This window comes from Heyndrickxia shackletonii, assembly GCF_001420715.1.
Classification (GTDB): Bacteria; Bacillota; Bacilli; order Bacillales; family Bacillaceae_C; genus Margalitia; species Margalitia shackletonii.
This window is the reverse complement of sequence record NZ_LJJC01000004.1, coordinates 3,340,082-3,354,242: the sequence shown is the minus strand read 5'-3', so window position 1 is coordinate 3,354,242 and position 14,161 is coordinate 3,340,082. Positions and strand designations below refer to the sequence as shown.

The following is a 14,161-nucleotide window of genomic DNA, read 5'->3' as shown; positions in this document are numbered from 1 at the left end:
TAACGGTTGTATCGAGTATTTTTATTTGTTAATATATTCATATAAAATAATATTTTGGTTATAAAAAAGGTGGAGTCTGTCAAAACAGGCTTCCTTTTTTTATGTACTTCCATTATTTTCAATATCTATTGGAAATAATATATAGAATACATAAATAGCATAAAAGGGATGATCATGCTTGACAAATGAAGCGATAATAGCAATTGCCATTTTTTTACTGACTTACGGACTTATTATTTCAGAAAAAATTCATCGAACGATTATCGCAATGATTGGCGGTTCCCTAATGATTATTTTTGGAATTGTAACGCAGGAAACCGCCATTCATCATATTGATTTTAATACTTTAGGACTACTGATCGGTATGATGATCATGGTTTCGATTACTGGTGAAACGGGTGTATTTAAGTATGTTGCAATATGGTCTGCAAAAAAAGTAAAAGGAAGACCAATCGCGATATTACTTGTTCTATCTCTTATTACTGGTATTGGATCTGCTTTTTTGGACAATGTCACAACAGTTTTGCTGATGGTGCCTGTCACCTTTAGTATCACGCGCCAATTAAACATATCACCGATTCCGTTTCTTATTTCGGAAATATTGATGTCCAATATTGGCGGGACCGCAACGATGATTGGAGATCCGCCAAATATAATGATTGGGAGTGCTGTCCCTTCCTTAACGTTCATGAAATTTATTACAAATTTAACTCCGATTATTCTAATTATTATGGTAGTAACCATTCTTTTACTAATGATGATTTATAGAAAAGACTTTAAAACATCTAACGAAATTCGAAAAAGAATCATGAGCCTGAATGAAAAGGATGAGATTACAGATAAAAAGCTTATGATTAAATCTCTTACCATCATGGGATTAACGATTCTTGGCTTCTTTTTACATGAATTTATAAAAGTAGATACCGCAACCGTTGCATTAGCGGGCGCATTTATCCTATTGCTCTTATCCGGTGAGAGTTATTTAGAAAGTGCCCTTGGAAAAGTGGAATGGACAACTATTTTCTTCTTTGTGGGTTTATTTGTTCTCGTTTCAGGATTAGTAGAAACTGGGGTAATTGCAAAAATTGCGTCCTATGCAATCGAGTTAACGGGAGGCCATGTTACATCAAGTTCTTTTTTAATTCTTTGGCTTAGTGCTGTAGCCTCCGCTTTTATTGATAATATCCCATTTGTGGCAACGATGATTCCGTTAATTCAGCAAATGGGACATTTAGGGATTCATGATCTGGAGCCTTTGTGGTGGTCTTTATCACTTGGAGCCTGTCTTGGAGGAAATGGGACGTTAATTGGAGCAAGCGCTAATTTAGTTGTGGCAGGGCTAGCTGGAAAAGAAGGATATAAGATTACTTTCGTAAAATATTTATTAATCGGATTTCCGCTTATGTTGATTTCAATATTGATTTCGATGGCGTACATCTATCTGAGATACTTATTATAAAGAGGAGGGAAAGAAATGGGGAAAATCAAATATGAAATGAATGAAAATGTTGTGATCATAAATGAAACGAAACGAGAAGATGGAATAGAAATTATGTTTAAACCAAAAAATGATGAGACATTTAAAAGACTTCATGAAGTTCGCAATTTCTTTGAAAGGGATAAGGTATATACAGATGTTTTGTTTTATACCTTTGAAGATAACCAGGTTCAAATTATTGTCCGGGATGATTCATATGCTGTGTTACTGGCAGCTCTATTTCGATGGCAACTTGTAAAGAAATTAGAATGGGTAGACTAAAAAAGACTCGAGCCCGAGTCTTTTTTATTTATCATTCCATTCGAATCCATCTTTTAAAATAACCTTGACTGTATAGTTCTTTTAATAAGATTGTTAGGATTGGCGTTAAGAGCATTCCCCAAAATCCAAATAAACCGAGAAAGATTACCATTAATGAAAGCATAATAAAGGCTGAAACCCCTAATGACTCTCCGACAATCTTTGGCTCCAATAACTGTCTTACAAGGAATACAATACCGTATACAATTAGCAGTTTAATTGCTAATGCTGTGTTTCCGACTATAAACAAATAAATGATCCACGGAACAAATATAGTGGCAACACCTAAAAGTGGAAGTATATCAAATACCGCAGACAATATCGAGATAATAAATGCATTGTTAACACGGAATATTAGCAATGAGATAAAGATAATCACGAACGTAATCGTCATTAATTTTAATTGAGCTGTTATATATTTAGTAATCCCGCTTATAACATTAATCCGTAAAAAATCCCAGCCCTCTTTCATCCAGTTAGGTGCTATTTCATTGAATTTCGCTCTTACTTTTTCAGCGTCTTTTCCTAAGAAGTAAGCTAAAATAATCCCAAGAAGCAAATTCCCGATAAATACTATGCTTGTATTGACTGTTCCAACAAGGGTCCATAAAAATTTGGAAAAATAAACCATAAATTTCTGTCCTATGGAACCAATTTTTTCATTGACCTTTTCTGGTATTCCATATGGAAGGTCGGTATATTGACGCCGAAGATGGTGAAATTCTACTCCAAAATTACTTTTTAATGTGTCAATATAATGAGGCATTTTCGCTATTAAATTATGAACCTGATTGACTGCAATCATTCCTCCGAAAAAAATGACAGCAAGTGCAGCGATTAAATATATGACTAGCGAAATGGCTATTGCGGCGCCTCGCTTTATTTTTATGGCAACAAGTAATTTCACCATTGGTTTGATAAGCATATAAATAATGGCTCCAAACACGATTGGAGTCGCAATTCCGAATATCCAATTGGCAAATTTAAAAGAAAGCCAAATCACTGCAATTAATATCACGATATCAATTATCGTTTTATAATGTCTTTTGATAAAAGACCACACTATCTCACCCATGCAACTTCCCCTTCTTAAGAGATAAGAAAGTATAAGTTTTCTATCTCAAAAATTATTTAAATAAGTTAAGTCTTTGGCTAGCGTAAACAGCTATCAGTAAGCGGATTTCCCTCTCTCCTCCCTGTGGGTAAGGGCATCAGGTAAAATTCGTTTCAAATTTCACGTATCCATACGCCGATGAGCAAGCCGCTTGCGCAGTTCTTAATATGTATAGTATAACAAGAATCTACCAATTTTCCATTACTTGTTTTCATCAAAGAGAATTTACGATAGCAAAGGGAAAACCCATTGTGCAACAATGGGTTTAGTAATCTTTTCATTTGTAATACCGTATGTAATTAAAATTCGATGTTGGTACAACCTTTTGAATATTGCCTTCTTTATCCTTATAAACTTCAAATTCCTGATAGGTTTCGACTGTATACCCATCTACTTCTTCTGTGCCTACCAATCTTTCCTCTAATGTTGGGGAAGTGATACTAGAAGTTTTTGTATCAGAAATTGCTGGGATATCCATTGTGATTTGGTCAAGATCACGATTAGAAATTGTATTTAAATAGGCAACTAAAATTAAGCAAAAAAGAATAATAAAAAATGCGGTTTTCTTGGATTTTAATATTGCATTCAATGTTAATCACCTCTTATCTTTTTTTATGCTTGTCTATAACATAATATGCCACTTTAAATGAAGAAATCGGGTTCAACATTCTGAAAAAACTATTATCTTAAACATTATTTATTTCTCTACTATAATAAATTAAAGCATTTTTACAGAATAAGAGGGGAATAATAATGCGCAATATTTTTACCATTATTATTGGGTCATTAATCGTAGCTGTTGCCTATAATTTTTTTCTCATTCCACATCATATTTTAAGCAGCGGTTTGAGTGGAATTGCGATTATGCTTGGGTTTATCACACCGATTAATACGGGGATTTTCAATTTTCTTTTAAATTTTCCGCTTTTAGTTTTAGGATTTATAAAACTTGGAAAACGATTTATTTTTTATACTATTTTATCCGTAGTTGTCCTATCAGTAGGGTTATATGTAATCCCTGTTGTACAAATAACAACGGAGCCGTTATTGGCTTCCTTAACAGGCGGGGTATTAACTGGTGTAGGAATTGGAATTATTTTCAGGTCTTCAGGTTCTTCCGGTGGATTCGACATCATTGCAATGCTGCTAACAAAGAAAAAGGACTTTCCACTAGGGGCACTTATTTCGGCAATGAATGGAATTATTGTTTTAATTTCAGGATTTATTTTTACATGGGATGCTGCCCTTAATACGTTGGTGGCAATTTATGCTACTGGTAAGGTAATTGATACGATTCATACAAATCATATTAAATTAACTTTAACAATTGTGACGAAAAAAGGCGAGGAAATGAAAGAAAAGCTCTTAGCAAATTTATATCGTGGTGTAACGATTATGAATGGTGAAGGTGCATATTCAGGGGAAGACCGTAAAATTCTAATGACCGTTATTACACGGTACCAATTAACGGATGTTAAAAAATTGATTAATGAAACAGACCGAGATGCATTTGTAAATATAACAGAAACAACTGAGGTTATGGGATTGTTTCACAGAGGATAATTTTAGAACATTTTAGTAAAATAGATATAGTATATGATAAAATAGGAACTATAAATAACGTCCACACGAAGTATGTGGGCGTTATTATTGAATCTACATATAAATTGAAGGAGAAGAGCAATGGAAAAGGTACTTATTTTCGGACACAAAAATCCTGACACGGATACAATTTGTTCTGCAATTGCATATGCGGAATTAAAAACAAAGCTAGGCATGGATGTGGAACCGGTAAGACTTGGAGAAATGAACGGTGAAACAAAGTATGCTTTAGATTATTTTAAGGTTGAGGCACCTCGTTTGGTTGAAAAAGTTGCAAATGAAGTGAAAAACGTTATTTTGGTAGACCATAATGAACGACAACAAAGTGCAGATGACATTAATGAAGTACGCGTTCTTGAAGTTATTGATCATCATCGTATTGCAAACTTTGAAACAAGTGATCCATTATACTATCGTGCTGAGCCAGTTGGCTGTACAGCAACAATTCTAAATAAATTATATAAAGAAAATGGAGTTCAAATTCGAAAAGAAATTGCTGGTTTAATGCTTTCAGCAATCATTTCTGACTCGTTATTATTTAAATCTCCTACCTGCACAAGTGAAGATGTGGCAGCTGCGAAGGAATTAGCTTCTATCGCAGGTGTAGATGCAGATACCTACGGATTAGCGATGCTAAAAGCAGGGGCAGATTTAAGTGATAAAACAATTAATCAGCTTATTTCGTTGGATGCAAAGGAATTTCAAATGGGTGAATACAAAGTCGAAATCGCCCAAGTAAATGCCGTAGATATTAACGATGTTTTCTCCCGTCAAGAAGAAGTGGAGAGTGCGCTATCTAAAGTAATTGGAGATAAGCAGTTAGATTTATTCTTATTTGTTGTAACAGATATTTTAACAAACGATTCCACAGCTATCGCGCTTGGACGAGGCGCAAAGGCAGTGGAGAAAGCTTACAATGTTGAGCTTCAAAACAACACGGCCTTATTAAAAGGTGTTGTTTCCCGCAAAAAGCAAATCGTTCCAGTATTAACAGAAGCATTTAAGTCGATTCAACTTTAATAGATAAAACTTAAAAGGGCAGTGCTACACTAAGTAGTATTGCTCTTTTTGTTTTGCAACAAATAATAAAATAGATATTTATTTAATTATATTTGATTGTTTTTGATTGAAAATGATTAAATTTGATTGTTTTTTATCGATTATGGATGTAGAATAAAAAAGGTAATCAAAAATGTATGCGTTATCAATGATAAGAGGGTGAACCATTTTGTTAACGGCAGAAAGACACCGTATCATACTTGAAATGTTAAAGAAAAAGGATATTGTAAGCTTGCAAGAGCTGGTGAAGGAGACCAATACCTCAGAATCGACCATTCGAAGAGATCTAATAGAACTTGAAAAGAAAAATGCACTTAAAAGGGTACACGGAGGGGCAGCGCGTCTTCAAGGAAAGTTAGAAGAACCGGATATTCTTGAAAAATCAGCCAAAAACCTTCATGCAAAGGACAATATTGCTAAATTTGCTGCTTCTTTGGTGGAGCAGGGTGATTGTATCTATATAGATGCTGGTACTACAACTCTACAAATGATTCCATACTTACCTAATGAAAGTAATATTGTTGTTGTTACGAACGGATTAACGAATATACAGCCGCTCCTAAGCAAAGGAATCAAAACCTTTTTAATTGGTGGATCTATCAAGCCAAAGACTGGCGCTATGATTGGCAGGGGAGCTTTAAAAGGGATAGAAAATTATCGATTTGATAAATGCTTTCTAGGAGTAAATGGAGTTCACTCTTCCTTTGGATTTACGACACCCGATCCAGAAGAAGCATTTATCAAACAAAAAGCACTGCAGCTTTCCAGGGAAGCATTTGTATTGGCGGACCGTTCAAAGTTTGGAGAAATTGCCTTTTCTGAAATTGCACCACTTTCAGAAGCAAGCATTATTACTGATGATTTAGATTTAGAAATGCATGAATTATATAAACAAAAAACTACCATAAAGGTCGTGACATCATGATTTACACCATCACCTTAAATCCTTCCTTGGATTATCATGTTGAAGTTGATCATTTTGAATCTGGAAGGTTAAATCGAACTAAATATGACTATAAGGTTCCAGGAGGTAAGGGAATCAATGTTTCCCGTGTGTTAAAAAGACTAGGAGTCGAATCGAAGGCGCTTGGTTTCATCGGAGGTTTCACAGGGGCTTATATAAAAGAATTTTTAAAAAAAGAACAAATTTCAATGGATTTTGTCGAGGTAGATCAAGATACAAGAATTAATATTAAGCTAAAGTCCGAAGAAGAAACTGAAATTAACGGGACAGGTCCTAATATTACAAAAGAACAATTGGAGCAATTGTTTGCCATGATTCAAACCTTTACTTCGAAAGATATTGTTGTTTTTTCAGGAAGTATTCCGAGTTCGTTACCATCGACAATCTATGTGGATTTAATTAAAAAATGTAAGGCCTCAGGGGCTCGTTTTGTCGCAGATGTTTCTGGAACGGCACTTGAGAGTGTCTTAGGGGAAAAGCCTTTTCTCATTAAGCCGAATCATCACGAGTTAGGTGAATTATTTCAAACTGAAATTCGCACACTTCAGGGAGCATTTACCTATGGTAAAAAGTTAGTGGAAAAAGGCGTAGAGAATATCATCGTATCGATGGCTGAACAGGGAGCACTTTTTATAAATAAAGACTTAGCTATTCAGGCAAATGCACCAAGCGGTGAGTTGAAAAACTCGATAGGTGCCGGTGACTCCTTAGTTGCAGGATTTCTTAGTGCATATTCGAGCGGCAAATCCATAGAAGAGTCCTTCAAAATTGGTGTTGCATCTGGAAGTGCAACTGCCTTTTCGTCTGGGCTTTGCTCCAAGGAAGAGGTTATGAATCTATTAGATCAAGTAAACTTGCAGACAATGGAAGGGTGAGGTGAACTTGCATGAAAATAACAGAATTACTAACATCCGCTACGATAAAGTTAGATGTCTTGTCCACAACCAAGAATGAAATCATACATGAATTAGTAACAGTTTTAGATGATGCGCAGAAATTAAACAATAAAGAGGAATATGAAAAAGCAGTCCTTGCACGTGAAGAGCAAAGTACAACGGGAGTTGGAGAAGGAATCGCGATTCCACATGCGAAAACTGCAGCGGTCAAAATTCCCGCGATTGCTTTCGGACGTTCAAAAGCAGGGATTGATTATCAGTCGTTTGATGGACAAGACAGCCATTTGTTCTTCATGATTGCTGCAAGTGAAGGAGCAAATAACACTCATTTAGAGGCATTATCAAAACTATCAACATTATTAATGAGAAGCGAAATTCGTGAACAATTAATGGCTGCTGAAACTGCAGAAGATATTTTACAAGTTTTTAATAATAGTGAAGAGGAAGAGTCAGAAGAATCTACTGTATCTTTAAATGAAAAAGGTTTAGTCCTAGCTGTAACAGCCTGTCCAACTGGAATTGCTCACACATATATGGCTGCAGATTCTTTAAAGGAAAAAGCAAAAGAATTAGGAATTCCTTTTAAAGTAGAAACAAACGGTTCCGGTGGAGCGAAAAATATTTTAACATCTGAAGAAATTGAAAAAGCAGCAGCGATTATAGTAGCAGCGGATAAACAGGTGGAAATGGAACGTTTTAACGGTAAGCATGTCATAGAAGTTCCAGTTGCAGATGGAATTCGCAGACCTATAGAGCTGCTTGAACAAGCTGTAAAGCAAGATGCTCCTATTTATAGAAGTACAGGTGGTGACAAGTCAAGCGAGTCATCACAAAAGGGAAAAGGCAGAAATGGTTTTTATAAACATTTAATGAATGGTGTTTCCAACATGCTGCCATTCGTCGTTGGTGGAGGTATTTTAATTGCCATCTCCTTTATGTTTGGGATCCATTCTGCAGATCCGCATGATCCTAGCTATAATAAGTTTGCGGAAGCCTTAAATACAATCGGCGGCGGAAATGCTTTTGGATTAATGATTCCTGTTTTAGCTGGTTTTATCGCAATGAGTATTGCAGATAGACCAGGACTTGCACCGGGTATGGTAGGCGGATTTATGGCTGCACAAGGCGGAGCGGGGTTCCTTGGCGGTTTAATCGCCGGATTTTTAGCTGGTTATGTTGTAGTTTTATTGAAAAAAGTGTTTAATAAATTACCACAATCCCTTGAAGGAATAAAACCGGTATTGCTTTATCCGTTATTTGGTATACTTATCACTGGTTTGATTATGTTTTTTGTCATTAACAAGCCTTGTAGTATTTTTAATCAGTATTTATCACATGTATTAAATAGTTTAGGAACTGGAAATCTTATGCTTTTGGGTATCATACTTGGAGGTATGATGGCGATTGATATGGGAGGACCGCTTAATAAAGCAGCATTTACATTTGGAATTGCCATGATTGACGCTGGACAATATGCTCCACACGCAGCGGTAATGGCTGGGGGAATGGTTCCTCCACTTGGAATGGCTCTTGCCACAACGATATTTAGAAATAAATTTACAAAGAGTGAAAAAGATGCAGGTATTACCTGTTATATAATGGGTGCAACTTTTATTACGGAAGGGGCAATCCCATTCGCGGCTGCAGACCCGGCACGTGTCATCCCCTCAGCTGTAGTTGGCTCTGCAGTGGCTGGTGGATTAACAATGCTTTTCCATATCGGCTTGCGGGCACCACATGGAGGAATTTTTGTCATTCCGTTAGTTGATGGAAATCCATTATTGTATGCGTTAGCAATTATTATCGGAGCTTTCGTTACAGCAATCTTGGTCGGATTATTAAAGAAAAAAGTAGTGGAATAAATTTATCCAGCAAAATTAAGGTGTTATCAAGAGTTAGGTAAAAGGTCACAGTATTCGGTCTGTGGCTTTTTTATTTGAAGTAGATAGGACTAAAGTGCTGATTCGCAAGATTTAGCACCGGTTTGACGAGATTACGAACAAAATAGAAGAGATTAAGCATGTACTCTAACAATCCCTATTTATATAGAAGAAACCTGTAAATTATTTTAGTTTTCAGAAGACAAATTAATTAATTATTCCATATAAATGTTAAATTTATTTGAATATTCTACATTTCTTTTGTAAAGATTTCGTAAATTTTTGTCGAAACATATTCCCATCTGATAAAAATCATTTAAAATGATGAAGGTGATATTTTTAATAGATGCTGTTTTTATACAAATGGCTTCTTTTCGCTTTTTGTGTAAAATGTTATAACAGTAAACTGTCTGGGCATCTTATCTTAATAATTTCATCAATTCTTATGGGGAAGACAAGAGCCATCACTAGAATTCAATTTTTGGAGGAATATCAATGCCAATCATCGAAAAAAAAGACAAATTTTCACTGATGCTAAGTAATATAACTGCCAATCTAGAAGATAGTGCAAAGTTTTTAACTGAATTTACCATTGAGAGTGCTGACGATTTAAAAGCTCTTACCACAACGATGAAACATTACGAGTCAAAAGGAGATACCCTTATTCACGATATTATTGTAGAGCTTCATAAAGCTTTTATTACTCCAATTGACCGAGAAGATATTCTTCAGCTTGCTATGCGTTTGGACTGTGTTTTAGATGGGCTGGATCATACCGCATCATTGATGGAATTGTATTCGATTACTCAGCCTACAGTATATATGAAGGAGTTTGTTAACGAATTATATGGAAGCTGCCAAGAAATCTCGAAATCTATTCAACTATTATCAAAGAAAAAGCTGCTTGATATTCATTCCCATGCTGTCAAAATTAAAGATTATGAGTCAAAATGTGATGATATATTGAGGGCTTCTGTAAAAGAGTTATTTCAAAATGAGAAGAATCCAATTACGATCATTCAATATAAAGAAATCTATGAAAATCTTGAATTAATTTCCGACTATTGTCAGGATGTTGCCAATATACTTGAAACCATTATCATGAAAAATGCTTAAGGGGAAAAGCGCGAATGAATTCAATCCTAATATTGACTACACTTATTGTAATAGGTGCACTTGTATTTGATTTTATCAATGGGTTTCACGATACTGCCAACACCATTGCAACCTCTGTTTCAACGAAGGCGCTGAAACCAAGACAAGCTATAGTACTTGCGGCAGTGATGAACTTTGTTGGGGCACTTACTTTTACGGGAGTTGCAAAAACAATTACAAGTGATATCGTTGATCCATTTCAGCTTCCTAATGGTGGGGCAGTTATTCTTGCTGCATTATTTTCCGCGATTATTTGGAATTTAATTACTTGGTATTATGGGATACCGAGCAGTTCTTCCCATGCTATTATCGGATCAATTGCTGGTGCTTCCATTGCTGCTGCGGGATTTGGCTCGATTAAATACCATGGCTTTTTAAAGATAATTGAAGGCCTGATTATTTCTCCGATTATCGCATTTGTAATAGGTTTTATTATTTATACGATATTTAAGTTGACTTTAAAAAATCGTAATCTTGCAAAAACCAATAAACAATTTCGTTGGATACAAATAGCAACTGCAGCCATTCAATCTTATTCCCATGGTACAAATGATGCCCAAAAATCTATGGGAATTATAACGATGGCATTGATTGCAAATCATTATGTAACATCGACTGATATCCCTTTCTGGGTACAATTCTCCTGTGCTGCGGCAATGGGATTAGGTACATCCATCGGAGGATGGAAGATTATCAAAACAGTTGGCGGAAAAATTATGAAGATTCGTCCGGTTAACGGAGTGGCTGCTGATTTATCATCTGCATTAATTATTTTTGGTGCTACTTATATTCATTTACCAGTTAGTTCAACCCATGTTATTTCATCATCTATCCTTGGCGTAGGCTCTGCCCATCGTATAAAGGGAGTTAAATGGGGAACCGCACAACGAATTTTGATGACATGGGTCATCACACTGCCTATCTCAGCAGTACTAGCCGGCTGCTTTTACGGCATTATCCAATTATTTTTCTGAAACGGAAGGCCAGGCCCTTTTTAAATAAAATACATTTAAAATTAGGCATTCTTTCCTAGTAGCCAATTTAAGAAAAAAATAAGGATAAGGGAACCTGTCCCTGAAACCGGCTAAAAGTATTTGATTCAAAAAATCAAATACTTTTTTTTGCATTAGCTAATAGTATAATAGATATATTATATTGTATTGGTTTGTGAGGAGTTTTTTATGAAATTAATTATTGCCGAAAAACCTGATCAAGGCTTGAAGCTTGCGTCTCCGTTTTCTTATACCAAAAAAGATGGTTATGTGGAAATTTCCCCTAACCAGTGGTTTCCGAATGGAGCGTTGTTAACTTGGGCTATTGGTCACCTTTGTGAATTAGTTCCACCTGAAGAGTATGATCCAAAATGGAAGAAGTGGTCCCTCGAAACATTGCCTATCATCCCAAATCATTTCCAACATCGAGTAACAAAATCAAAATGGAAACAATTTAACATTATTAAAGGATTTGTGAATCGCAAGGACATTGATGAAATCATTATTGCTGGTGATGCTGAGCGGGAAGGGGAAGCGATAGTTCGAATCATCTTGGAAAAATGTAATAATCAAAAGAAAATGAAGCGTCTCTGGATTTCATCCTTAACTCCTAAATCGGTGATTCACGGATTTGAAAATCTATTAGAAGAATCAGAAACCAGAAGCATTTATTATGAGGCGCTTAGCAGAGCCTGCGCTGACTGGTTAGTAGGCATGAATGCGTCAAGAGCATATACGCTGCTTTTGCAAAAAAAAGGAATATCCGATGTTTTTTCAACAGGTAGAGTCCAAACTCCCACACTTGCATTAATCGTGAAAAGGGAAAAGGAAATAGAAAACTTTAAATCGGAGCCATTTTGGGAAGTTCTAGCTACTTTTCATATGGATGGAAAAAATTATAGTGGAAAATGGCACAAAGATGGGGAAACACGTTTACAAGATGAGTCTATGGCAAAGAAAATTGCTGAGTTTTGCAAGGGAAAGGAAGCAATCATTTCATCCATTGAAAAGGAAAGAAAGGAATTTCAACCGCCGTTATTCTTTAATTTATCTGCTTTGCAAGCAACGGCAAACAAGCTGTATAAATTTTCTCCCAAACATACCCTTGATATTGCTCAAAAATTATATGTAAAAGGGATTATTTCTTATCCTCGGAGTGATTCAAGCTTTGTTACAAAAGAAGAAGCAGCGAGTTTTCCGGAAATACTTCAAAAGCTTAGTAAGCTTGAACGATATAAAGATTATTTTCCACTGCCAAAAACATCGATAATAAATAATTCTCGATATGTGAATGCAAAAAAGGTTACCGATCACTACGCTATAATTCCTACCGAACAGGTGGTAAATCCAACCAAAATGTCAGCGGATGAAGAAAAAATTTATTCGCTCATTGTAGAACGGCTTATTGTAGCTCATTATGAAAAAGCTATCTTCGATTATACGACAATTCACACATTGGTAGAAAATAGGGCAACCTTTATTTCTAAAGGAAAAGAACAGATTCAAGAAGGCTGGAGAGCAGTAATCTATAAAAATAATTCGGAACAAAAGAACGAAAATCAAGAGGATGATCAGGATTTACCTTCTTTGCAAGAAGGAGAGAAAGGCATAGTCAAAGCTATAAAAGTAAAAGGCGGAAAAACACAGCCACCGAAAAGATATACAGAAGGACAATTAATTACTCTAATGAAGACAGCCGGTAAGCATCTGGAAGATGAAGAGCTTATAAAAGTACTTAATAAAACGGAAGGATTAGGTACGGAAGCAACCCGTGCAGGAATCATTGGTGTATTAAAAGACAGAAAGTATATAGAGGTAAAGAAGAACCAAGTATTTGCAACAAATAAAGGTACTTTATTGATTGAATCAATAGGGGATAGTTTACTAGCTTCGCCTGAAATGACAGCAAAATGGGAACAAAGACTGCATGAAATCGGCGAAGGAAAAGCTTCTCCAAATATTTTTATGGAACAGGCAAAGAAACTATCAATTAAATTAATCAATGATGCTAGAGAAAATAGCGGAGAATGGGACTTCCAGCATTTCGATTTGACGGAATTCCAAAAAAATAAAACTTCTAAAAACGGCAAAAAGCTCGGAACAAAATTAGGAAAATGCAGAAAATGTGATGGTGACGTCGTTGATAAAGGAAAGATTTTTGGATGTTCCAATTACAATACTTCCAAATGTGATTTTGCGATATCCAAAAAAATATTAGGCAGATCCATTTCCCAAACAAATATAAAAAAACTGCTCACCGAAGGAAGTACTGATTTCATTAAAGGTTTTAAAAAGGATGGGAAGGAATTTACCGCAAAATTAGAATGGAAAGATAATAAAATCAGCTTTTTATATAAATAAAGGGCCCTTTTCTTAAACTTTGTATAAAATCCAAAAGCCGATTTTAACCTGTTGCTTTTGTATACGAAATTCAAGTTAACAACCATTATCAGGTTAAACATGAACAAACTTTGTAAGAAAAGTTCCCCGACACCAAGATTACTTAAGATATATAAACATTGACGAAAAGCAAAACCTATTGCAAGGTTAAGTAAATTAGCCTGATTTACTTTTATTCTTATTACCCATTAGTTTTTTTATCAAGCCGAGCATTACAAATAAAACGTATATACCAATAGAAGTTCCAAATCCGATATACGAAATAATTAACTTGTTATGTATAAAGAATTCATTAAAGGTG

At 35.4% G+C, this 14,161-nt stretch carries 12 protein-coding genes; 10 read left to right on the top strand and 2 right to left on the bottom strand.

Going from position 1 to position 14,161, the window contains the following annotated elements; genetic code table 11:
• Positions 1 to 178 precede the first annotated feature (178 nt).
• Complete coding sequence (locus tag AN964_RS16080; RefSeq protein WP_055740664.1) at positions 179 to 1,459, top strand: ArsB/NhaD family transporter; 1,281 nt, start codon at positions 179 to 181, stop codon at positions 1,457 to 1,459.
• A gap of 15 nt (positions 1,460 to 1,474) precedes the next feature.
• Positions 1,475 to 1,759, top strand: coding sequence for a hypothetical protein (locus AN964_RS16075; RefSeq protein ID WP_055740663.1), 285 nt, complete (start codon positions 1,475 to 1,477; stop codon positions 1,757 to 1,759).
• Between the two features lie 31 nt (positions 1,760 to 1,790).
• On the opposite strand, the gene ytvI is transcribed toward AN964_RS16075, so the two are convergent.
• Positions 1,791 to 2,873, bottom strand: a complete 1,083-nt coding sequence (gene ytvI / locus AN964_RS16070) for a sporulation integral membrane protein YtvI (RefSeq protein ID WP_055740662.1) — start codon at positions 2,871 to 2,873, stop codon at positions 1,791 to 1,793.
• A gap of 316 nt (positions 2,874 to 3,189) precedes the next feature.
• On the bottom strand, positions 3,190 to 3,501 hold the full coding sequence (locus AN964_RS16065) for a hypothetical protein (RefSeq protein WP_055740661.1): 312 nt from the start codon (positions 3,499 to 3,501) through the stop codon (positions 3,190 to 3,192).
• Positions 3,502 to 3,665: 164 nt separating this feature from the next.
• Between AN964_RS16065 and AN964_RS16060 the strand changes: the two genes are divergently transcribed.
• From AN964_RS16060 to AN964_RS16025, 8 genes are all read left to right on the top strand, one after another.
• Entirely contained in the window at positions 3,666 to 4,475 is an 810-nt protein-coding gene (locus tag AN964_RS16060) for a YitT family protein (protein ID WP_055740660.1), read from the top strand.
• A 120-nt stretch (positions 4,476 to 4,595) separates the two neighbouring features.
• On the top strand, positions 4,596 to 5,534 hold the full coding sequence (locus AN964_RS16055; protein WP_055740659.1) for a manganese-dependent inorganic pyrophosphatase: 939 nt from the start codon (positions 4,596 to 4,598) through the stop codon (positions 5,532 to 5,534).
• 208 nt (positions 5,535 to 5,742) lie between these two features.
• Positions 5,743 to 6,498 (top strand): DeoR/GlpR family DNA-binding transcription regulator, encoded by a 756-nt coding sequence (locus tag AN964_RS16050; protein ID WP_055740658.1) that lies wholly within the window; start codon positions 5,743 to 5,745, stop codon positions 6,496 to 6,498.
• Positions 6,495 to 7,412 carry a 1-phosphofructokinase gene (gene pfkB / locus AN964_RS16045; protein ID WP_055740657.1) on the top strand — a complete coding sequence of 306 codons (918 nt, stop codon included), beginning with the start codon at positions 6,495 to 6,497 and terminating at the stop codon, positions 7,410 to 7,412. The genes AN964_RS16050 and pfkB overlap by 4 nt, the downstream gene beginning before the upstream one ends.
• Positions 7,413 to 7,423: 11 nt before the next feature.
• A complete protein-coding gene (locus tag AN964_RS16040) occupies positions 7,424 to 9,295 on the top strand; it encodes a PTS fructose transporter subunit IIABC (protein ID WP_055740656.1) in 1,872 nt (623 codons plus the stop codon).
• 513 nt (positions 9,296 to 9,808) lie between these two features.
• Entirely contained in the window at positions 9,809 to 10,429 is a 621-nt protein-coding gene (locus AN964_RS16035; protein ID WP_055740655.1) for a DUF47 domain-containing protein, read from the top strand.
• A gap of 14 nt (positions 10,430 to 10,443) precedes the next feature.
• Positions 10,444 to 11,442 (top strand): inorganic phosphate transporter, encoded by a 999-nt coding sequence (locus AN964_RS16030; RefSeq protein WP_055740654.1) that lies wholly within the window; start codon positions 10,444 to 10,446, stop codon positions 11,440 to 11,442.
• A 207-nt stretch (positions 11,443 to 11,649) separates the two neighbouring features.
• Positions 11,650 to 13,821 carry a DNA topoisomerase III gene (locus AN964_RS16025; protein ID WP_055740653.1) on the top strand — a complete coding sequence of 724 codons (2,172 nt, stop codon included), beginning with the start codon at positions 11,650 to 11,652 and terminating at the stop codon, positions 13,819 to 13,821.
• Positions 13,822 to 14,161 lie beyond the last annotated feature (340 nt).

Excerpts from the sequence above, each read along its gene's own strand:
- AN964_RS16075 (WP_055740663.1), top strand. The coding sequence starts at position 1,475 with ATGGGGAAAATCAAATATGAAATGAATGAAAATGTTGTGATCATAAAT.
- ytvI (WP_055740662.1), bottom strand. The coding sequence starts at position 2,873 with ATGGGTGAGATAGTGTGGTCTTTTATCAAAAGACATTATAAAACGATA.
- AN964_RS16060 (WP_055740660.1), top strand. The coding sequence starts at position 3,666 with ATGCGCAATATTTTTACCATTATTATTGGGTCATTAATCGTAGCTGTT.
- AN964_RS16055 (WP_055740659.1), top strand. The coding sequence starts at position 4,596 with ATGGAAAAGGTACTTATTTTCGGACACAAAAATCCTGACACGGATACA.
- pfkB (WP_055740657.1), top strand. The coding sequence starts at position 6,495 with ATGATTTACACCATCACCTTAAATCCTTCCTTGGATTATCATGTTGAA.
- AN964_RS16040 (WP_055740656.1), top strand. The coding sequence starts at position 7,424 with ATGAAAATAACAGAATTACTAACATCCGCTACGATAAAGTTAGATGTC.
- AN964_RS16035 (WP_055740655.1), top strand. The coding sequence starts at position 9,809 with ATGCCAATCATCGAAAAAAAAGACAAATTTTCACTGATGCTAAGTAAT.
- AN964_RS16030 (WP_055740654.1), top strand. The coding sequence starts at position 10,444 with ATGAATTCAATCCTAATATTGACTACACTTATTGTAATAGGTGCACTT.
- AN964_RS16025 (WP_055740653.1), top strand. The coding sequence starts at position 11,650 with ATGAAATTAATTATTGCCGAAAAACCTGATCAAGGCTTGAAGCTTGCG.